Raw genomic sequence first — 21,196 nt, 5'->3', positions numbered from 1 at the left:
CTAAACTGGATATGATGACCTCAATTCATTCCTGAATTTCTGATGATAGAAGCGGGTTGAACTATACCTGTGGGGAGGTCTCATACAATGATTTAACCAAGGAGGAGGGCATGAAAATGATAGGAAGGGTGAGAGACGCCGTACGCAGCTGCGCACAGGGCATTCATTCTATGCGTGATCTGGTTTCAATCCGGGGTTTCAGTAGTTTCCGTTCGCTGCGAAAAAGCATTAATCTGCGCACTAAGCTGCTGCTGCTCTTTCTGGTATTGACACTCTTGCCGCTCAGTCTGCAGGGGGTGATGAACGTTGCCCATTTTTCGCAGACGCTGGACCGCAAGACCGAGCAGTTCACCATTGATATGGTGCGACAGATTAACATGAATCTCAACCGGATGCTGAAGGACTTCGAGCGCTTGTCGCTCCTGCCGCTCTATGACCAGATGGTGCTTGGCATCCTGCGTGAGTACGATGGACCGATGGGTTCGGGAACGTGGGCGAGGTCGGATGATTATCAGAAAATGAAACTGTACACCTCGGCTCAAGCTTATGATCGGCCGGAGATTCGGGGCATTCATCTGATCAGCAACAGCGGCATTCTGTTCTCCAATCTGGACTCCCTTGCGGTCAAGCCTGTCTGGGACGGCAGCCGGGAGCAGTGGTTTACTGAACTGAAAGGCACAGAAGGCACATGGCGTCTGCTCCCCCCGCATGTTCCCGGCTACTATGTAAGCGGTCAGGAAGCATCCTATATTACGGTGGGCAGAGAGCTGCGTGATCCGGGGACGCTCCAGCGGTTGGGGTACATTTTGGTTGATATCCGTCTGGAGGCCTTTGGGCAGCTGCTGTCTAACCTGAATTTCGAGCAAAAGGCAAGTCTGATGATCGTGGACAGCCAGCAGCGTCTGGTTTATGAAAAGACGTCTACGGATGGGTTGTCCGCTTATGAACCGCTGTTATCCCACGGGGAAATTCGCGATTATGCAGAGAATCAGAAGATAGAACTGAATGGACGTTCCTACCTCCATGTCAGGCATCATTCAGGATATTCCGGGTTGTCTGTAATCAGCCTGACGCCAATTACGGTCATTCAAAAGGAGTCGGGGGAAATGCTTACGTTTACGATGGGACTTGCCCTCCTCTGTATGGCGGCTGTAGCAATCCTCGCCGTACTGGTATCTTATAGGGTCACTCGTCCGCTTATTCGGTTGAAACACCATATGATTCGTGTGGAGCAGGGTGATTTCAGCCAGCGGGTTACCCATTACAGCAGTGATGAACTAGGACAGATCAGCCGGGGATTTAACCGCATGATGGAGGAGATTCATCGCCTGTTTCATGAGGTGTATGTACTCGAAATTCAGGAACGGGAAGCAGAACTGTCGGCGCTGCAGAGCCAGATGAATCCTCATTTTATATACAACACATTGGAGTCGATCAACATGATGGCTGTCCGTCAGAGGCATGCCGAAGTATCTGCAATGGTGACAGCGCTTGGCAGGCTGCTGCGATACACCATTGATAAGGCAGATCGCATGGTGACGTTGCGGGAAGAGCTGGCGTTTGTCGATGCTTATGTGCGAATTCAACAGGTGCGTTATAACGGTGAACTGGAGATTATTTATGACATTGAGGAAGAAGTTAACGACTGTCCTGTTCCCAAGCTGATCCTGCAGCCGCTGGTGGAAAATGCGATCTGCCATGGGATCGAAGGAAGTCTAGCAGGCGGCAGCACGGGGGGCATAATCTGGGTATCTGCCGTTTTATTTGATCAGGAACTGCTCATCAGTGTACGGGACAACGGCAAAGGAATGGAACAGGAGGAGCTGGATCGGTTAAATGCTTCTATCTCTGGACAGACGATTTCCGGACAAACCGTGCACCCACCTGCTAATCCCATTCTGCATCGTCATGCCGGGGAGAGTCTGGGGCTGCACAATATCGCCCAAAGGCTGCATCTGGTATATGGAAAAGACAGCGGGCTAAGTGTTGATGGCAGTCCTGGACAGGGGCTGGTTGTTACCTTATCCATTCACCTTCAACCGAAAGGGGATTGATACGCATGTATAAAGTGCTGCTTGTGGAGGATGAAACGGTGATTCGTCAGGGGTTGCGAGAGTTGATTGTACAGGCATCCCCTCAGTTTCAGGTGGTGGGGGAAGCGGCGAGCGGAGCCGAGGCACTGGAGGTGCTGCGCTGTGAAGTGCCGGATGTATTAATCACAGATATCCGCATGCGTGAGATGGATGGGTTAACGCTCGTTTCGCTGGCCAGAGAGATGTACCCCGAACTGCTGATGCTCATTATTAGCGGATACGGTGAATTTGAATATGCACGCCGGGCGATGGAGCACGGGGTGCTGAGCTATCTGCTGAAGCCCATAGAGCGTCATGAACTGGTGAAATGTCTGCAAAAAATGCAATCGCTGCTGGACCGCAGATTCGGCCGCTCCACACTTCCTGTTTCAGAACCTACTGGCGCAGCAGAGCTGGATCATGGGGAGCCGCGTAAAATTATTCGCAGTGTGAAGGAACATATCCACCAGCATCCGGATGGTGACCTGCGGCTCCAGACGGTTGCTGCACTGGTCAACCTGAACCCGACCTATCTGAGCCAGTTGTTCAAAACCGAGACAGGCATCAACTACTCCGATTATATCGCGGAGGCCCGCATGGAACGGGCCAAATGGCTGCTGGTCAACACCGGGCTCAAAATCTATGACGTTGCCCGGTTATCCGGGTATCAGAGCCCCAAACATTTTATGCTGGTGTTTAAGCAGCAGGCAGGGTGTACGGCGGGGGAATACCGTGACGGATATGGTGTGCAGCGTGGGGATTAGTGAGAACAGAGGGCAGGGCTAGAGCGACACAAAACCTCTTAAAATTCCGTACCATTTCTGAAACTGACGTGATTTAGGAGCAAGCATCGCTTTCGATATACTGAGGTGGCACAGGAATACCATAACGTCCATAAGGGGGATTTCTATGAAAAAGGCAGGACTGATGCTGGTTCTCGCGTTTATGATCACAGCTCTAATCGGGTGCACAAGCACCAATACGGGCCGGGATTCTAACGCCTCTGGTGGAGAGAACGACAAGGTAGAGCTGAAGTTCATGATGTGGGGGAATCAGGCACACATTGATGTGTACAACAAGCTGATTGATGGCTTCACCAAAGAGAACCCGGGCATCAAGGTAACGATGGAATCGGTGCCATTTGCCGATTATCAGCAGAAAATATCGGTGCTTGCCGCAGGGGGCTCGCTGCCTGATCTGGCCTGGGTATCGGAACGAATGATACCGCAGTTCAAGTCCAACCAGATCCTGGCCGACCTGTCGGCGTTCAAGGATGATGCACAATTTAAGCTGGATGATTACATTCCCAGCACGCTTGATCTCTTCCGTGAGGGAGATCAACTGTTAGGCCTGCCGTTTTCTACACCGCCGGTGGTGATGTTTTATAATAAAACGCTCTTCGACAAAGCCGGGCTGACCGATCCAAACACGCTGGCTGCCAAAGGGGAGTGGACGTGGGAACAGTTCGAGGCATCTGCCAAAGCCATCACCAGCAAAGATGCGGCGAATCGCATCTATGGGGCTAACTTTTTTCGCGACTGGAAGACTTGGGCGGTGCTTTCCTCGTACTCCTGGTCTAATGGAAGCGGGCCGTTCAACGAAGATATGACAGCGTTTACCTGGAATGATCAGTACGGTGTGCAGACCTTCGCGATGCTGGAGCGCATGATGTTTACCGACGAATCTCACCCGAAAGCGGGCGAGCAGGTGAGCTTCGATGCAGGCAATGTGGGCATGTTCTTCGATAACTACAGCTATGTGTCCAAAGCGAGGGAGATCAAGGATTTTGAATGGAGCATTGCCCCTATGCCGTCCGGTTCACAGGGCAGCGTACCGATGCTGGGGCAGGCGGGTTATGCCATGTTTAACGACAGCAAACATCCGGAGGAAACGAAGAAGCTGCTGAAGTATTTTGCCAGTGAACAAGGGACTCAGGCCACCGCGACGTATTTTGTGCCTGCGCGTACTTCGGTGCTGAACTCGGACGCCTTCATCGAGCAGCCAAACAACCCGAGCAGAGAGCATATCGAGCAGGCGGTCATTAATGAAATGCCCAAAGCGCGCCTGATTCCAGGACATATTCGCTGGCAGGATATTGATAATGCGGTGCTGCAGGGATTTGACCGTTTGTTCGCCCGTACAGCGGCTGCCGAGGATAATTTAAAGCAAATGCAGACGGAAGTACAACCCATACTGCAGCCCTGAAGAGCAGCGAAAGGAGGATGAAACAGGTGGACCACATGAAGAAGGTACAGAAGGAGCAGAAGTCCGAGCAGTCCGAGCAGACGCAGCGAGTACAGCAGCTGAACAATATACAGAATACGGGGCAGGCACAGGAGATGCAGCAGCTGCATGAAGTGCGCAGCGAACAGGGGTCCGAGCAGCAGCCGGAGCGGATACAGCCGAGACAGCACCCGAGCGATGTGCACCATACGGAGCAGGCACAGGAGATGCGTCAGTTACAGGGAATGCACAACGAACAGAGATCCGAGCAGTCCGAGCAGACAAAGAAGCTGCATGATGTGCAGCAGCTGCAGGGAGTGCACAAGGTGCAGCATTCACAGCAGGTCGATCAGCTTTGGGATAAGCAGGACGTGCTGAAGATGGATCGGCTGCAGGCTTTGCTGGATCAAAAACCGCTGTCGCTCATCGTCAGTCTGCCTGCAAACGATCCTGCCTTGGCACGGGCGGCCAAGGAGGAAGGTGCCGATGCGCTGAAGGTGCACTATAATGTCGGACACCGCGCCAGCGGCAGCCATTTTGGTCCACTGGATGAATACACCGAGGTGTTTGACGCGATCCGCTCGGAGTTCGGAGGGCCGTTAGGTGTTGTGCCATCCGGCAGCATCGAAGGAACACGAAGAGAGGATGTGGAGCGCCTAGCGGGTATGGGATTTGATTTTTACTCGATCTACGCGCATCATCTGCCTTCTTTTATGCTGCTTAATCTGGGGCTGGCATCTACGTTTGCGATTAACGATGAGTATGATCCGTCTCTGGTGGCTGGGGCTGCACACTTTGGTTTTACTGCGCTGGAGGCTTCCATTGTACCCGGAAAAGAATACGGCACCCCGCTAAGCTTCGCGGACGTACTTCACTACCGGCGGCTGGTCCAGCAGGCCGGAATTCCGGTACTGGTTCCTTCCCAGCGCAAGCTGGTGCCGGAGGATATTCCGGTGCTGCACCACAGCGGCGTCAAGGCGATAATGCTCGGCGCAATCGTTACAGGTAAAACGGAGGATCAGCTGCGCAGAGCAGTCAGTAATTTTCGTAATGCAATGGATCGTTTGGCGGGGAGGGACGGGTCGTGAGCCGCGCCAACAAGCGGAGACGCGGCGGACCGCTCGCAAGAGAGGCGCAGATTGCTGGCTGGTTGTTTATTTCACCTATGGTGCTGGGATTTACCCTGCTGCTGCTGTTTCCGATGGGCCTGGCGTTATACATGAGCCTGACGGATTGGCCGCTGCTGGGAGACCATCATTTTATCGGACTGGACAATTACCGGGATATTATGACGGACAGCATGTTCTGGGAAGTGCTCGGTAATACGATTTATTTTACCGCAGGTCTGGTGCCGCTGAATATTGTACTCGCCCTGCTGCTTGCCCTGCTGTTGTCCAAGAGCATTCGGGGGATCGGCATTTTTAGAACAGCCATTTTTGTGCCGGTCATGACTTCGTTGATTGTCTGGGCGATTGTGTGGAAGCTGATGTACGCGACAGAGTCAGGATTAATCAATCAGCTGCTGCTGATGATCGGTATTAAGGGACCAGCTTGGCTGTATGATCCCAATCTGGCGATGCCTGCGGTCATTGTGACCAGTGTGCTGAAAAATGTCGGGCTGAACATGGTGCTGTTCATTGCAGCATTACAGCAAGTGCCTCGTTCCTTATATGAGGCGGCGACACTTGATGGGGCAGGCAAAAGGGCTTCTTTTTTCAACGTCACATTACCTATGATTACGCCGACTGTATTTCTAACCGTGGTGATGACCGTGATTGGATCACTCAAAGTATTCGGACAGATCTATGTCATGACCCAAGGCGGGCCAAGCAGCAGCACGAAGGTGTTGGTCTATTACATCTGGGAAAAGGCATTCAAGCTGTTTCAGTTCGGCTATGCCTCGTCTCTTGCCTATGTGCTGTTCCTGATTGTACTGATTCTAACGCTGCTGCAGTGGCAGCTTCGAAAGAGGTGGGTATTTGGTGAAGGCGATGCCTAGTTTGAACGGCCGGAGGTTCGGCGCCGCTGCGGGCACATATTTCGTGCTGACCGTAGTTTCGTTAATCATGATTGTTCCGCTGCTCTGGATGGTCTCGACTTCTTTGAAAGAACCGCAAAGCATATTTACCTATCCGCCGCAGTGGATACCGGACCAAGTACAATTTCAGAATTATATCGATGTGTTTCGCTTGATTCCGTTTCACCGTTTTTACGGGAATAGTGTTTACATCTCTGCGCTGGTAGTGCTGGGGACGGTGTTTTTTGCTTCTCTTGCAGGGTATGCCTTTGCCAAGATTCCGTTCAAGGGACGGAATGTGGTCTTTCTTATGCTGCTGAGTGCGATGATGATCCCCCATGAGGTGACGGCGATTCCGATGTTCTTGTTTATGAGACAGCTGGGATGGATTGATACGCATCTTCCGTTGATTCTGCTGCCGATCTTTGGCGCGGGCGGTGTGTTTGGCATCTTTGTGATGCGGCAGTTCTTCATTACGGTCCCCTCCGAGCTGGAGGAAGCGGCAATGATTGACGGCTGCAGCCGATTTCGAATCTATTGGCAGATTATGCTGCCTCTTGCAAAGCCGGGCATGGCAACCCTGACGATTTTTACATTTGTGACAAGTTGGAACGAGTTCTTTGATCCGTTGATTTTCATTAATTCGAGAGAGCTGATGACACTGCCGCTGGGATTGTCCCTGTTCACCGATGAAGTAGGTACAGCCTGGCAGTATCTGATGAGTGCGACCGTCATGGCAACGGTGCCGCTATTGATTGTTTTTTTCCTGGCGCAGCGGCGATTTATCGAGGGTGTAGCGATGACGGGATTGAAAGAGTAATCAGGATAGGAAAGGCAGTGGATCACATGGAAGGGGAGGTAACGTATGAGTGAACATAAACATGTGGAGAGGGAATCGGCGGACGTCGTTATCATTGGAGGCGGCCCTGCGGGGATTGCAGCAGCTATCGCAGCAGGACGCCAGGGTGCCCGTGTAGTGCTGGTGGAACGCTACGGATTCGTTGGCGGGATGTCAACGGCCGCTATGGTGTATCCGTGGATGACGTTTCATACCGAGCAGGGCGAACAGGTCATTCGGGGGATTGCACAGGAGATTGTAGACCGTCTGCAGACATGCGGCGGCTCACCGGGGCATCTGCGTGATACCGTTGGTTTTGTGCACAGCGTGACACCATACGATCCGGCGGTCTACCAAGTGGTTGCGGCAGAGATGCTGCAGGAGGCGGGAGTCCGGCTTTTACTGCATAGTTTTGTGGATGGTGTTATTGCAGTAGACGGTCGTGTAGAAGCTGTGCGAGTTACGAACAAATCCGGTCAGCTCGAGATTCAAGCGGAAGTATTTGTTGATGCAAGCGGAGATGCCGATGCGGCTTATCTGGCTGGGGCTGCTGTAGCGAAGGGAAGGGAAGCGGATAGTCAGTCCCAGCCCATGACGATGAAATTCCGCATGCGCGGCGTGGACCTTGGGCGTGTGAAGCAGTATATGCAGGCGCACCCGGATGAATTTTATGAGAAAACGCCCTTTGCCGAACTGGACACGATTCCATTAACGGGCGTGAGCGGCTTCTACTCACACTGGAAGAGAGCGGCGGTGCCGATTCAGCGTGATCAGGTGTTGTTTTTTACCGGACCGGCGGAAGATGAGGTGCTGATTAACTGCACTCGGGTGCAGGGGTATGATGCCACAAATGCTGTAGATTTAACGACTGCAGAACAGGAAGGACGGAAGCAGGTGCTGATGATTGCCGAGTTTCTGCGGCGTGACGTACCAGGCTTCGAACGGGCTTCCATCTCGGCAGTAGCACCGCAGATCGGTATTCGTGAATCCAGACGTATAATTGGATACTATGCGCTCACTCAAGAGGATGTCGTTGCAGGGCGGAGCTTCGAAGATGTGATTGCCAGAAGCGGTTATCCAATCGATATTCATGATCCCTCCGGTCAGGGAGTGACGGCTGCTTTTATTAAAGGAGATGGAGCGTACGATATTCCTTATCGCTGTCTTGTCTCGCGTAATATTTGCAATCTGCTGGCAGCCGGGCGGTGTATCTCAACCACACATGAGGCCCACGCCACGACCAGACTAACCCCGAGCTGCATGGCAACGGGAGAGGCTGCCGGGACAGCAGCGGCTTTGGCGGTAAAGCTGAAGCTTGACCCGGAGAAACTGCCCGTACCGCTGCTGCAGGCCGAGCTGCGTCGGAATGGTGCAGCAATCTGAGAGAAGAGTGGGTTGTGAGCAGCAGGGTTCCTAGGGAGCGTTAGAACTATTAGAACTAAAAAGCTCCAATCCCACGAAATATGTGAGAGTGGAGCTTTTTATTATGGAGTCGTTGGGTTTATACAGCTGAGCCTCGGGAAGTTCCAATTCGAGCAGCGCATCAAGAGTGAACGATCCTCGAAAAGTGCCAGTTCTGCGATGCAGTCCCTTCTTAATTCATGCGTGCCTCAAGCTTTCTTGCAACGATGGAGAGGGAGTAGTTGATGATGAAATACAGGACTGCTGCCAGAAGCAGCGCCGGGATAATGTAATCGAAGCTCTGCCCGCCAAGGATCTGTACATTACGCATCAGCTCCGGCAGAGAGATGATGATTGCCAGTGACGTATCCTTCAGCAGAGAGATGAACTGGCTGACCATGGGCGGAGACATGCGGCGCAGTGCTTGCGGCATAATGATGCCGCCGAGCGTCTGCATGTAGCTGAGGCCCGAAGAGCGAGCAGCTTCCACTTGGCCGCGCTCCACAGATTTAAGACCGCTGCGCACAATTTCTGCAATCATGGCGCCCTCAAAGAGGCTCAGACCCACGACCGTAGACCAGAAGGCGGGCATTTTAATGCCGAGCTGCGGCAGCACGATATGAATAAAAAAGATGATGAGCAGCAGCGGCAGGTTACGAATGGTATCTACGATGACCGCCACAATCTGTGAGAGGACGGGAACTCGTGTGAATCGTATTGTACCGAGCAGCGTACCCAGCACAAAGCTGAACACAATGGATAAGCCCGCAACCTGCAGGGTTACCCAAAATCCTTGCAGCAGGAAACGAAGGTTAGGCCATTCATAGGCCCCGCTAAAGTCCATACATCCGATGCCTCCTTCGGTGAGCAGTATATGTTCAATGTTTGCAAACCCAAACCCAAACCCAAGCCCAAGCTCAAACTCAGACTCAAATCCTTCTCGAGCCTATCGTAAGCCCAAAACCCATCTCAAATTCCGCACTACATCGTAACCTGCCCAGCGGGTTTGTTTTTTTTCGGTTTTCCTTTAGGTTTGCGTGCCTCGGCATCACTCTGTCCAAACCTGCGTTCCATATAGTGCACCAGAAAGCTGAGTGGTAAGGTTAGCGTCAAATAGAATAGTGCAACAATGGTGTATACACTTAGCGGCTGGAAGGTATCCGAGTTTACAATGTCTGCAAAATACATCAAGTCCATTCCGGCTACCACTGCCAGGATGGATGAGTTTTTGACCAGATTAATAAACTGGTTGCCGATGGAGGGCAGCACAATTTTGATGGCCTGCGGCAGAATGACCAGGTTCATGGCCTGTACATAGGACAGCCCGGAGGATCGTGCGGCTTCCAGCTGTCCGCGAGGTACGGTCTGAATCCCTGCCCGAATGGCTTCCGCGATGAAAACGGCCGTGTAGATGGTCAGCCCCAGAGTGCCTGATATAAATCCGTCCAGAGAAATACCGAGTGCAGGCAGTCCAAGATAGAAAAAAAACACAACCAGCAGCAGTGGAATATTGCGGATAAACTCAACAAAGGCCGTTCCGAACCAGTTTAACGGTTTGACTGGAGAGATTCGAAAGATCGCAAGAATGGCTCCCAGCACAAAGCTGCCAATCAGAGCTACCACGCTCACTTGAATTGTATTCAGGAATCCTTCAATGAACCGGTCCGAGTGCCTGAACAGTACGCTGAAATCCAATGTGCCCATATACAAGTGCCCCCGTTCTCCAGGTGTGAAAATAAAACAGCAGACGCATCCGCTGCATGCATACCTCTCACATACAGCAGATGCTTACAATACATGTTATGCAGATCACCATATGCACCATGATCTGTTGAGTAGATCGGCAAATGCTGCATCGTTGCCAGATGCATAGCATGCAGCTTGGCCAGCGAAGGCCTGCACGATATGCATCACATCAGCAGATTCGCTCTAAATGTTATTCAGGCTTGCTTCCCAGCCATTTCTCGTGCAGGGTGTCGTACTCACCGCTGTCTTTCAGGCTTTTCAGCACCTTGTTCACTTCTTCTACAAAAGCCGTGTCTCCTTTGCGAATGGCCATGCCATAAGGTTCGCTTGTAAAGTTACCGCCAACCAGCTTGTAGTTGTTGTCCGTCTGCTGCATGCCGATGAGAATGATGTTGTCGGTAGTCAGAGCTTCCCCTTTGCCTGCTTTCAGTGCCGTAAATGCATCCTGATAATTATCAAACTCCAGCACCTCGGCCTTCGGTGCCTTCTCGCGTATATTCTGTGCCGACGTGGAGCCTTTCACAGCCAGTACTTTCACGCCATCGAGGCTGTCCAGCCCGGTGATGGCACTGTCGCTTTTCACCAGCAGGGACTGACCTGCCTCAAAATATACATCACTGAAATCTACCTGCTCCTTACGCTCATCTGTAATGGTCATCGTGGCGATGATGATATCGATATCCCCATTCTGCAGCATCGGAATCCGTGTCTTGGAGGTGACTTCTTTCAGTTCGACCTTCGTCTCATCTCCAAGAATCTGCTTGGCGATCGCTTTGGCTATGTCGACATCAAAGCCTTCCACATTCCCGCTCGACGGGTCTTTGAGCCCGAACAGTTTGGTATCGTATTTCACACCAGCGACCAGCTTGCCGCGTTCCTTGATCTGCTCAATCGTTCCTTTCGCTTCTGCATCGCCTCCGCCGCTCGCTGAGGGTGTATCTGTACCCGTGTTACAGCCGGACAATACAAGGGACAGTATTAGTACCAACATTAACGTCAAAGACGGCCACTTCATTATATTTTTCATCAATTAAGACCCCTTTCGAAATTGGACTGCGCATAAAAGAATGATGACGGATATGCCGATACGGAATAATTGTTCTCATTGCGAGAGCCAGGTTCTCTGGTGTCTATTGCTTCTTGGTAGTTGTAGTGTGAGTGTCTTTCGAATCTCATGAAGGAGCGTGAGCTAGTGATGGATCAGGCGGCTGAGAAACTGCTGCGCCCTTTCCTCTCGGGGGTTGTCAAAAAACGCTGCGGCGGGTGCCTCTTCTACAATCCGGCCCTCGTCCATGAAAATGACCCGGTCTGCCACTTCGCGGGCAAAACCCATCTCATGGGTAACCACAACCATGGTCATGCCGTTATGTGCCAGGGAGCGCATTACATCGAGGACCTCCCCGATCATCTCGGGATCAAGGGCAGACGTAGGTTCGTCAAAAAGCATAATCTTCGGTTCCATCGCGAGTCCTCTCGCAATCGCTACACGCTGCTGCTGTCCACCGGACAATTGGGAAGGGTAGCTGTCCGCCTTATCGGCAATGCCGACACGTTCCAGGTATTTCATTGCTGTTGCTGCCGCTTGGGCTTTGGGTTGCTTGCGCACCTTCATGGGTGCAAGGGTAATGTTATCGATGACTTTTTTGTGAGGATACAGATTGAAATGTTGGAAAACCATGCCGATGTCGCGGCGGAAGAGGTTGATGTCCACCTTTTTCTGATGCAGCGGGATGCCGCTGACAATGAGTTCGCCTTCGCTGATCGTTTCCAGACGGTTAATACAGCGGAGCAGTGTGCTTTTGCCAGAGCCTGAGGGGCCGACAATAACGACAACTTCCCCTTCTTCGATGCGAAGATGAATATCCTTGAGGACATGGAAATGACCGAAATGCTTTTGGACACTTTTAAATTCAATCAAGAACATACACCCTTTCTGCGACGGAAAATAAAAGGAATAATAAGGTAATATTGCAAAGTAGTTATTTAATCATACATAGTCATCCTGCTAATAGCAATTAGTCTGTAATAAAACATGACATAAGTAATAGATTATATAGGGCTATAGCCAGTAAATGCGTTATATATGTGTTATATAGATAGAGGGCTTGTGACGAATCCTGACAGAAAAATGAATCGATATTCCTAGTTTATTTACAATCATTGGAATTGATGTGTGCTGTATACTGGAATTGATATCCTGTTTTCATAAACCGGATAAGGAATATACATAACAAATAACATCAAGTTCACCCTGTACATGGCAAAAAAGCTCAACCCGGCACCATAGTGCCGTTGATATGATGGAGCAAGGGAATTCGTTTGAACATATGTGATGCAGGCGCATGAAAGTACAAAAAAATGGTACCTGTCAGACACCTTGATTACAGTAGAGAGGATGATTCCAAACCATGAATATATATCACTCCCCATTGTCCGGAGGGGCAGGCAGTACAGCGGATCTTCAAGCTTACGAAGTGGATCTGCCTGCTATTCCTGAGCGTGAATATCTCATTACCGAGTACGGTGCTGTCGGAGATGGCGTTACGGATAATACAGAGGCATTCCGGCTGGCTATTGCGGCATGTGCAGACGAAGGCGGCGGGAAAATCGTCATTCCCGCTGGGGTATGGCTCACAGGGCCTATTGTGCTGCGGAGTCGGATTGAACTGCATGTGAAGGGCGGCGCGCTGGTAACCTTCAGTCGGGAATTTGACCAGTATCCGCTCATTGCTTCAAGCTTCGAGGGCTGGCAGGTCGTACGGTGCCAATCACCCATTGATGCAGACGGGCTCGAAGATATTGCGATAACGGGAGAAGGGATCTGGGATGGCGGAGGGGAAGCCTGGCGTCCGGTCAAACGTTCCAAAATGACGGCTGGCCAGTGGAAGCGAATGCTTGCTTCAGGCGGTGTTGTGGAAACGTCTGGTGCAGACGAACAGATCTGGTGGCCTTCTCAGTCTGCACGTGATGGCGGGACCATTGCCGAGAAGCTCCACCGCGAAAACGTAGGGGACATCGCCGCTTATGAAGACATCCGGGATTTCCTGCGGCCGAATATGGTCAGCCTGCGCCGATGCAAGCGGGTACTGCTGGAGGGGCCTACATTCCAGAACTCGCCAGCCTGGAACCTTCATCCTTGGGCATGCGAGCATGTGACTATACGTCATGTCAGCGTACGTAACCCATGGTTCTCCCAAAATGGAGATGGGCTTGATATCGAGTCATGCCGTCATGTTCTGGTAGAACAGAGTGTATTCGATGTTGGGGATGATGCGATCTGTATGAAATCAGGCAAAGATGCCGAGGGGCGCGAACTGGGGCTGCCATCAGAATACGTTACAATCCGGGACTGCACTGTATACCACGGTCATGGCGGCTTCGTTATTGGAAGTGAGATGTCGGGCGGTGTACGGCATGTACGTGTAACGGACTGCACATTCATTGGTACGGATATCGGTCTGCGTTTCAAAAGTGCACGTGGACGCGGGGGTGTTGTTGAAGATATTCAGATTGAGCGTATTTACATGAAGGACATCATTATGGAGGCAATCTCGTTTTCTTTTTTCTATGCCAATCAGGAGGGTTCTGCTCGCGGTGGGGATCTGGCGAAGGACATCAGCGAAGAAACGCCGGTGTTCCGGGATATCCGTATTTCGGATGTGGTCTGTGCGGGTGCGGATACAGCTTTGTTGGTCAGCGGTCTGCCGGAGATGCCTCTGGACAGCGTGAGTATTGAGCGGTACAGCGTAGAAGCGCGCACAGGAATTCAGTGTGCTCAGGCGAAACACCTGCAGATTACGGGGCTGCAGGCACGAATCACGGAAGGCCCGCTGATTCATCTCCACAATTGCAAAGGTGCAGCACTGGAGGGCATTGAAGGCAGGGGAGCAGACGGGAAGATGCTTATGGTCACTGGACTGGAATCCGCGGGGATTGTATGCCGGGAAACGGATGCAGATACCAGAGGCCGGCAGATTTCTGTTGGTCCCGAAGTTAGAAATGGCGTCATTATTCGCAGATAACGGCCAGCCAAGTTAGATGAATCAAGAATTTTAAATCGCAGTAATGCAGCCGGACGTCCAGTAAATGAAGTTTTCTTTACAGCAGGGTTTGTAATTCCTATAAAAAGAAGGCGCATATACTGGAGCACGGCTGCCTACTCGGTTTTTTTATAAAAGATGCAGGGCGGAGCAGAGCAGTACCTGCTCTCACCGATGTTCTTTGCGGTAGCGCAGCGGCGTCGTGCCGGTGACCTGTTTGAAGGTTTTGTTAAAATGAGCGGTATGCTCGAATCCTACTTTCTCTGCGATCAATTGGACACGTTCTTGTGTCGACAGCAGTCTTCGCTGAGCCTCTCGAACCCGGACGACACGCAGGTATTCGCTGAAGCGAAATCCAGTAAGCCTGCTGAACATTCGGCTCAGATAGGAAGGACTGATATAAAAACGGGCTGCCGCACCTTCCAAGGTGAGCGGTTCCGTATAATGTTTATTTACATACGTTACAATCTCGCTAATCTTGTCCTGCATCGGGTGTAATGAACCCGGATTAGACTCCCGGATAACCTCCTGCACCCGGTGGATTCGAATGAGAAGCTGTGCCAGCAGACTGCGTACAGCGATCTCATAGTGAGGACGCCGATCTTTGCATTCCTGCAGCATCTGCCATAGTAGACGTTCGATCTCGGGTTGTTCGGACTCGGGAAGGCGAAGCAGGCTGGAGCATTCAAATGGCAGCAGACCGCAAATACCCAGCTCCATACCTGTAGCAAAAGCAGGCGAGAAACCAATAAGAATTCGTTCGAAGCCGGGTTTACTGCCTTTGGATGTTGTGTGTACATCATGCGGGTTGATGAGAACAAGATCGCCTTTACGGGCAGGTAGTATCTGTCCATTCATGGAGTATACCCGTTCACCTTCGAGCAGGTAATACAATTCGTAAAAGGGATGAGCATGAGGCTGCGGCATCGCGCTTCCGTCATGTCTTCGCATATGTTCAATGGTAAAGGCGTGCTCGCCAATTCGATACTTCGGACCAATCCGATCTTCGATGAGACTCATTATGCAGCTCCTCTCTACTCCAGGCTTCGCGTTGATATCCATATCATAACGGAAAGTTAACAAATTTGTAAACGCTATCATTATGAGTGGAATCAGTTTTTGGTCCAGAAAAGTATTCCTTAAAAAGGTGAGAAGTAATGAATATTACCAATTGTCAAGGTGACAAATTGGTAATGTTGTTTTAGAGTAGGGAGAGCGAGGTCAGGCTCCGGTTCGGGAGCGTCTCCGAAATTGAGTTGGAAGGAAGGAAACACGATATGACAACACATGAATTATCACCGCTCGTTGCTGCGCTGGATATGCAGCCTCACGTTGAAGGTGGTTGGTATAAAGAAGTATGGAAGGCATCGTATCAGATTCCGCAGTCCGTTCTGCCAGATGCATATTCGGGCCCGCGTTTCTCGGCAAGTTCGACCTATTTCCTGCTGCATGCTCACGAAGTCTCCGAGTGGCATACGGTGCTTTCGGATGAGCTGTGGCTGTGGCACAGCGGCAGTCCTATCGAGCTGAAGCTTGGCGGTAATGGCGATAATCCGGAGAACGAAGAAGTGCTGATTCTCGGTATGGATATCGCTGCAGGGCAATCGCCACAGGTGCTTGTTCCGGCAGGGGTATGGCAGACGGCACGTCCACTAGGTGATGAGCCGGTGCTGGTGACCTGTGTGGTCGCGCCAGGGTTCCACTTTGATGATTTCAAGCTGGTATCCAAAGGATAAGCTTACGCAGCATGCTGAATAGAAATCCCGATCCAGATGTTCGGCATCTGGATCGGGATTTTTGCGCTGCTCCTATTTATGGCTCGTATATCGCCACGATGTTCATTGTGAAAGGGGCAGTGGGCCAGCTGGCGAATGCTGCTCACTTCGGATTCTCGTTACTCATCCAGCTGTCCACATAGAAATCGTTATTGTAATCAGGCAGCTGAGCGAGTTCTTTAAGCTTGAGTTCAGCTTCTGCCGCGGTAGAGTATTCTCCAATAACAGCCGTAAACTCATCATTGGACGTTCTGAGGAATGTAATATCCTCTTCCGGATAGGACTCTTTCAATATCCCCATCGATTCTCCATAAGGCATGGGTTCTGTGCGGAGGGAGTATACTTTCCGAGGCGTGATCGGTTTGCCGTCAGAAGACAGTTTCACTTCCAGATACCCAGGGTTCTTGAATTCCGTGACGGAATGCTGCACCCCTTCTTTTAAAACAACAACGAATCCAACGGATGAGTCGTCCAGAATCATGGAGCCATAAACATCGTTCACCAAAGGCTGAGTCACGAAGTCAGCTTTGACTTTGTCTATATCCATGTAACGAGTACCATCAAAGGTGAAAATCAGACGATTAGGTGCTTCTTTGTGTACTACTTTATAATAAGGCACATCATTCGTATGACCCTGTTCGTCTGTGCTGAAATTAATTCTGAGTGTATCTTCGGCTGTTTCTGAACCCACGGTAACTCCGTCAGTAATCTGGCCACCATCACCGCCGCCGAATTGAAGTACCTGAACAATGGTTCCGACTACAGGTATTTTAACCATGGCGTTTGCGACAGCGGGAATGTTGACGATGAACAGAAAAGCGGCACAAGCCGCCAGAGCAGAAACGGAGCGAATGATGCGGGATGAGCTTTTGCGAGCGGCAGCCTTTTGCTGGGCTTGACGAATAACATCTGTAAGTTGAGCAGGAATTTCAATGTTTTCGTAACGTTCTTTACTTGTCATAATCTTCAGACCTCTCCTTCGATTAAATCCATTTTTAATTTATTGATAATCCGATAGAATCTTGACTTAACGGTATTCTCCGATAAGGAAAGCACTTCAGCGATTTCCCGGAAGCTCATATTACCGAAAAACTTTAATATAATATAGGCTCGATCTTCGGGAACGAGCCGATCGATTGCATCATACAGATCCATCTTCTCTTCCGCGGAGGCTCCTCGTTCTGGAGCAGCGAATTCCTGCGCATGATCTTCCATGTAAGTTACTCGCTGGCTGCGCCGAATATGGTCAATGGATGTGTTGATCACAATTCGGGACATCCAGGAATCAAAATAGGTCATGGAGTCCATCCTGCCATAGGCGATATAGCCTTTGTAGGTCGCTTCGGATACGATGTCCAGCGCTTCTTGTTCATTTTTAACATAGCAGTAGGCCAGTCTGTATAATTTGTTTTGAATTGTAGTTATTTTTTCGCTGAACTGTTCTTCCTTTGTTTTTCTGCTGTTCAGTCTAATCAATCTTGTTCCCCCCTGATAAATCTAAATAATATTCAAGTCCCCGTGTATTCCAGGCCCGGATGTTATAGAGTGCTTGAGCTGTTTGACACTCGTTAGACTGATGAACAGACAAAATAGTTCTAAGCCTGAAAAAAAATATGTAATCCCCGCTCAACTTGGGTTATGGTCTGAGGTTATGCGTTCATTCTTCTCCCCAAAGGGTTTTTCTATAACGGGATCGTTACAATACAAAAAAACACCCGCCCTTCCAGAAACGAAGGCAGGTGTCATTGAATTGTATAGGGTCTGTATGCAGATGGATTATTCTAATTATCATGATTTAAAAATTAAAATTGTCCGGATCGGAACCGAAACGCTTATCTTCGTTCAGGCCGTTGATTTGTTCGATTTCCTCAGCGGTTAGCTCGAAGTCATACAGCTCGGTATTGGCACGAATGCGCTCAGGGGTTACCGATTTCGGTATCGTCACGATGCCGTTCTGCAGATCCCAGCGCAAAATGACTTGTGCGGGAGACTTGCCGTATTTGGCAGCAATGTCTTGGAGTAGAGGATGATCCATGAGATTGCCTTGTCCAAGCGGAGACCAGGCTTCAATCTGAATCTCGTGTTTGCTGCAGTAATTACGCAGCTCTGTCTGGGTCAGGAGCGGGTGAAGCTCGACCTGATTGACCGCAGGTTTCACGGCAGCATCCATCATAAGGTCTTCCAGATGATGGATCTGGAAGTTGCTTACACCGATGGCGCGGATGCGGCCTTCCTTATGGAGTTTCTCCATCGCTCTCCAGGTGTCTTTGTATTTGCCTTTGACCGGCCAGTGGATCAGATAGAGATCGAGATATTCAAGGTCCAAACGTTTCATGCTTTCTTCGAAGGCGGCGAGTGTACTCTCATACCCCTGATCACTGTTCCATACCTTGGTTGTAATAAACAGATCCTCACGGGCTATGCCAGACTCACGAATGCCTTGAGCGACACCCGATTCGTTGTTATATGCTTTGGCGGTATCAATGCTGCGGTACCCGGCCTGTATCGCGGTTTTGACGGCATCTACCACCTCATCTCCGTCCTTCACTTTGAATACGCCAAACCCGAGCCATGGCATCTTGACGCCGTTGTAGAGTGTTGTTGTGTCCTGAACGTGTTTCATGATCTGTCATTCCTCCTCTGATTCTTCACTTTAACATTAACTTATTACCCTGCAGTGGGGCAGCCAATCGGGTAGAGACAGGCTGTCCGTCTTTATTATACTAAAGATGAGCTCTCTTTGAATCAGCATGGAGAAGTTTGCGCGCGAGAAGCCCCTGTTTTATCCTTTTTCGGCAGGCACAGGTTTGGTTTTACCGCTTGTGGGTGATAAGATGAAGTATACAAAAAACGAACGTAACATATCGAAAAAAATGCTCTATGGAGGGCTGAGCCGGGAAACCGGTCTAAACCTCGGGGCAGTATGTTCTACATAATCTTAACCAACTGAAGCGCGGTTATTTCGAATGACAATCAGAGCCGTGCGATTAACGATAAAGGAGCAGAATAATTATGGCTAAACCTAAACAAACCAAAACGGCAGCAGCCTGGTCTCTTGTAATTATGGGAGCGGGTTTCGCGGCGTCACTGCCATTCCAGGGGGTTCCGGTAGGCAAGCTGCTGGTAGGTTCCTTTGAAGCAGGGCTGGTGGGCGGACTTGCGGACTGGTTCGCGGTGACTGCGCTTTTCCGGCATCCGCTTGGCATACCCATCCCCCATACGGCATTGCTGCCGAAGAACCGGGACAAGATGACGGAAGGACTGGTATCTGCTGTCGAGAATAATCTGTTGAACAAGGACAGTATTACCGAGAAAATTGCCGGCTTCAAAGCAGCGGAGACCGTACTGGATACACTGGGCCGGGAACTGCATAGTGATGGTATCAAAACGATGATTGATACGCTGTGCAAACGCATTTTGGCAGGGCTGCCTTTGGAACAGATTGCTCCGATTGCTGCCAAAGAGATCAAATCCCAGGCAGGTGCATTTGATCTGGGGCCGATCCTGGAGCGGGCCGCTGTGCAGGTGACGGAGCGAGGGTATGATGCGCAGGCCTTGGATTATGCGTTAAAAGAAGCGGAAGAGTGGCTGGTGAAACCGGAGACCATTCTGTTACTGGGTGAAAGCGGCATGAAAGCAATTAGCGGTATCCAGATGAATGGACTCATGCAGTTTGCGATGAACGCGTTCATGGGTTATATGAATGAGGACCGTCTCGGCGGCATTATTCAAGGATACCTTTTTGACCGGGTAGAGGATATGAAGAGAGAGGGCAGCGCGCTGCGTTACAAAGTACTTCACATGCTGCGTACTCAGGCACTGCGCCTGGCAGTGAGTGAAGCCGTGCAGGATGGCCTGAACGGCTGGAAGAACAAGCTGCTGGAGGGCTGGGACGCCGAGGAGACGGTGCTGAACAAGCTCACGGAGCTGCGGGATAAAGCGCTGGTGGCAATGGAGGATGGACGTTATGTGGACACGTATGCGCTGCCTGCCATTGAAAAGGTTCTGGCTGATCTGCGCTCAGATGAAGCGTTAATGACAAGTATGAATGCCAAGATCGTGGAAGGTGTCACCACACTGCTGGAGAAAAACCATTCCAAAATCGGTAACCTTGTGCGCGAAAATGTAGATAAAATGGATAATGCTTCACTCATCTCGCTGATTGAAGACAAGGTGGGTCAGGATCTGCAGTGGATTCGAATTAACGGTGCGGTGACCGGATTTATCATCGGGGTACTGCTGACCGCGCTGCGGATGGTCCTTGAATAACGGGAAAAGGCAGGTCAATCTGACTGTGGGAAGAGCCGCTCTTGTGCAGAGCAGGCTCTTTTTATATTGATCTCAAGCCCACCGGGTAAGCTTCTCAATCGATATAGATTGTGTATGGCTGTGGTCTCAGTGGATAAGAGGAACTATGTTATTGAATAAGACTTTTTTCATGGCTTCCAATGGAGCCAGGGAGGAAGTTTTTTTGTTTTAAGATGAAAAAAGTTAGAGATTGGTTGATACAGCGGTCCGGGAAGTGGGTAATATACACCCAGATATAGGGATGAATCATCTAGGAAAAAAGTTTCATGAAAACGCTCCTGATAGCCGATGTGCCTAATGTTGATTTTGTACTATGATTCAGGTAACTGAAGAAATAGGCGACTTCGTGAGACGAAAGGATACATGTGCATGAGAACTTTTGAATGGTTTGATTCATCTGAAAGAGGTGAGCTGTGTGCAGCGGGTACATCATAAAATTGGCCTAGTGGTAATAATGATTTTCGCTATATTTGTGCTGGGGGGGTGTCAGAACATGACGGAGAGCGAGAAACAGGCTTATTTTCAAGAAGCGGAGAAGAAAGCCACAAGTTATTTTAAAGATAAATATGAACTGGATGTCGTCATTACGAGCAAGGAGCTGCTGCCTGAGATGGCGCTTGATTCCATTGCTATGGAGGGACATGTTGCCGAGCATAAAGATCAGGAATTTACGATCTCCTATGATTACAACGAGAAGAAAATCAAAAATTTCGGAATGAGCCCTGCAATCAAGGAAGCCATTACAGCAAAAGGATATGATCCTTACGAAAAATGAA

Annotated in this window: 20 protein-coding genes; 12 read left to right on the top strand and 8 right to left on the bottom strand. The window is 50.4% G+C overall.

Annotated features, from left to right (window positions below; translation table 11 throughout):
* Nucleotides 1-110: 110 nt before the first annotated feature.
* From ABXS70_RS23990 to ABXS70_RS23960, 7 genes are all read left to right on the top strand, one after another.
* On the top strand, nt 111-2,054 hold the full coding sequence (locus ABXS70_RS23990) for a sensor histidine kinase (RefSeq protein WP_366291389.1): 1,944 nt from the start codon (nt 111-113) through the stop codon (nt 2,052-2,054).
* 5 nt (nt 2,055-2,059) lie between these two features.
* Entirely contained in the window at nt 2,060-2,836 is a 777-nt protein-coding gene (locus ABXS70_RS23985; protein ID WP_366291386.1) for a response regulator, read from the top strand.
* A gap of 145 nt (nt 2,837-2,981) precedes the next feature.
* The gene (locus ABXS70_RS23980) at nt 2,982-4,277 is read left to right on the top strand and encodes a sugar ABC transporter substrate-binding protein (protein ID WP_366291383.1); all 1,296 of its coding nucleotides are present in this window, start codon (nt 2,982-2,984) and stop codon (nt 4,275-4,277) included.
* Nucleotides 4,278-4,303: 26 nt separating this feature from the next.
* Nucleotides 4,304-5,383 (top strand): hypothetical protein, encoded by a 1,080-nt coding sequence (locus tag ABXS70_RS23975; RefSeq protein WP_366291380.1) that lies wholly within the window; start codon nt 4,304-4,306, stop codon nt 5,381-5,383.
* Complete coding sequence (locus ABXS70_RS23970) at nt 5,380-6,294, top strand: sugar ABC transporter permease (RefSeq protein WP_366291377.1); 915 nt, start codon at nt 5,380-5,382, stop codon at nt 6,292-6,294. Before ABXS70_RS23975 ends, ABXS70_RS23970 begins: the two co-directional genes overlap by 4 nt.
* Nucleotides 6,287-7,132, top strand: coding sequence for a carbohydrate ABC transporter permease (locus tag ABXS70_RS23965; protein ID WP_342556203.1), 846 nt, complete (start codon nt 6,287-6,289; stop codon nt 7,130-7,132). Before ABXS70_RS23970 ends, ABXS70_RS23965 begins: the two co-directional genes overlap by 8 nt.
* Nucleotides 7,133-7,177: 45 nt before the next feature.
* Nucleotides 7,178-8,533, top strand: a complete 1,356-nt coding sequence (locus ABXS70_RS23960; protein WP_366291374.1) for an FAD-dependent oxidoreductase — start codon at nt 7,178-7,180, stop codon at nt 8,531-8,533.
* A gap of 211 nt (nt 8,534-8,744) precedes the next feature.
* Here the strand turns inward: ABXS70_RS23960 and ABXS70_RS23955 are convergent, their stop codons facing one another.
* The 4 genes from ABXS70_RS23955 to ABXS70_RS23940 form a co-directional block, all read right to left on the bottom strand.
* The gene (locus ABXS70_RS23955) at nt 8,745-9,395 is read right to left on the bottom strand and encodes an amino acid ABC transporter permease (RefSeq protein ID WP_342553909.1); all 651 of its coding nucleotides are present in this window, start codon (nt 9,393-9,395) and stop codon (nt 8,745-8,747) included.
* A gap of 137 nt (nt 9,396-9,532) precedes the next feature.
* Complete coding sequence (locus tag ABXS70_RS23950; RefSeq protein ID WP_342553910.1) at nt 9,533-10,255, bottom strand: amino acid ABC transporter permease; 723 nt, start codon at nt 10,253-10,255, stop codon at nt 9,533-9,535.
* Between the two features lie 232 nt (nt 10,256-10,487).
* Nucleotides 10,488-11,324, bottom strand: coding sequence for an ABC transporter substrate-binding protein (locus ABXS70_RS23945; protein WP_342553911.1), 837 nt, complete (start codon nt 11,322-11,324; stop codon nt 10,488-10,490).
* Between the two features lie 162 nt (nt 11,325-11,486).
* Entirely contained in the window at nt 11,487-12,221 is a 735-nt protein-coding gene (locus ABXS70_RS23940; protein WP_342553912.1) for an amino acid ABC transporter ATP-binding protein, read from the bottom strand.
* A gap of 484 nt (nt 12,222-12,705) precedes the next feature.
* On the opposite strand from ABXS70_RS23940, the gene ABXS70_RS23935 reads away from it, so the two are divergent.
* The gene (locus tag ABXS70_RS23935) at nt 12,706-14,319 is read left to right on the top strand and encodes a glycoside hydrolase family 28 protein (RefSeq protein WP_366291369.1); all 1,614 of its coding nucleotides are present in this window, start codon (nt 12,706-12,708) and stop codon (nt 14,317-14,319) included.
* A 186-nt stretch (nt 14,320-14,505) separates the two neighbouring features.
* On the opposite strand, the gene ABXS70_RS23930 is transcribed toward ABXS70_RS23935, so the two are convergent.
* Nucleotides 14,506-15,357, bottom strand: a complete 852-nt coding sequence (locus ABXS70_RS23930; protein ID WP_342553914.1) for an AraC family transcriptional regulator — start codon at nt 15,355-15,357, stop codon at nt 14,506-14,508.
* Nucleotides 15,358-15,614: 257 nt separating this feature from the next.
* Between ABXS70_RS23930 and ABXS70_RS23925 the strand changes: the two genes are divergently transcribed.
* Together ABXS70_RS23925 and ABXS70_RS23920 are read left to right on the top strand one after the other, a co-directional pair.
* Nucleotides 15,615-16,073: a cupin domain-containing protein gene (locus tag ABXS70_RS23925; RefSeq protein WP_342553915.1), complete on the top strand. Its 459-nt coding sequence runs from the start codon at nt 15,615-15,617 to the stop codon at nt 16,071-16,073.
* A gap of 11 nt (nt 16,074-16,084) precedes the next feature.
* A complete protein-coding gene (locus tag ABXS70_RS23920) occupies nt 16,085-16,255 on the top strand; it encodes a hypothetical protein (RefSeq protein ID WP_366291366.1) in 171 nt (56 codons plus the stop codon).
* Here the strand turns inward: ABXS70_RS23920 and ABXS70_RS23915 are convergent.
* The 3 genes from ABXS70_RS23915 to ABXS70_RS23905 form a co-directional block, all read right to left on the bottom strand.
* Nucleotides 16,216-17,073: a hypothetical protein gene (locus ABXS70_RS23915; RefSeq protein ID WP_366291363.1), complete on the bottom strand. Its 858-nt coding sequence runs from the start codon at nt 17,071-17,073 to the stop codon at nt 16,216-16,218. The genes ABXS70_RS23920 and ABXS70_RS23915 overlap by 40 nt on opposite strands.
* A gap of 5 nt (nt 17,074-17,078) precedes the next feature.
* Complete coding sequence (locus ABXS70_RS23910) at nt 17,079-17,588, bottom strand: sigma-70 family RNA polymerase sigma factor (RefSeq protein ID WP_366291360.1); 510 nt, start codon at nt 17,586-17,588, stop codon at nt 17,079-17,081.
* Nucleotides 17,589-17,907: 319 nt separating this feature from the next.
* On the bottom strand, nt 17,908-18,735 hold the full coding sequence (locus ABXS70_RS23905) for an aldo/keto reductase (RefSeq protein ID WP_366291357.1): 828 nt from the start codon (nt 18,733-18,735) through the stop codon (nt 17,908-17,910).
* 389 nt (nt 18,736-19,124) lie between these two features.
* Between ABXS70_RS23905 and ABXS70_RS23900 the strand changes: the two genes are divergently transcribed.
* Nucleotides 19,125-20,381: a DUF445 domain-containing protein gene (locus tag ABXS70_RS23900; RefSeq protein WP_342553917.1), complete on the top strand. Its 1,257-nt coding sequence runs from the start codon at nt 19,125-19,127 to the stop codon at nt 20,379-20,381.
* Between the two features lie 532 nt (nt 20,382-20,913).
* On the top strand, nt 20,914-21,195 hold the full coding sequence (locus ABXS70_RS23895; RefSeq protein WP_366291354.1) for a hypothetical protein: 282 nt from the start codon (nt 20,914-20,916) through the stop codon (nt 21,193-21,195).
* Nucleotide 21,196 lies beyond the last annotated feature (1 nt).

Origin of the sequence: Paenibacillus sp. AN1007 (assembly GCF_040702995.1) — a bacterium.
Classification (GTDB): Bacteria; Bacillota; Bacilli; order Paenibacillales; family Paenibacillaceae; genus Paenibacillus.
This window is presented reverse-complemented; position numbering and strand designations above follow the sequence as displayed.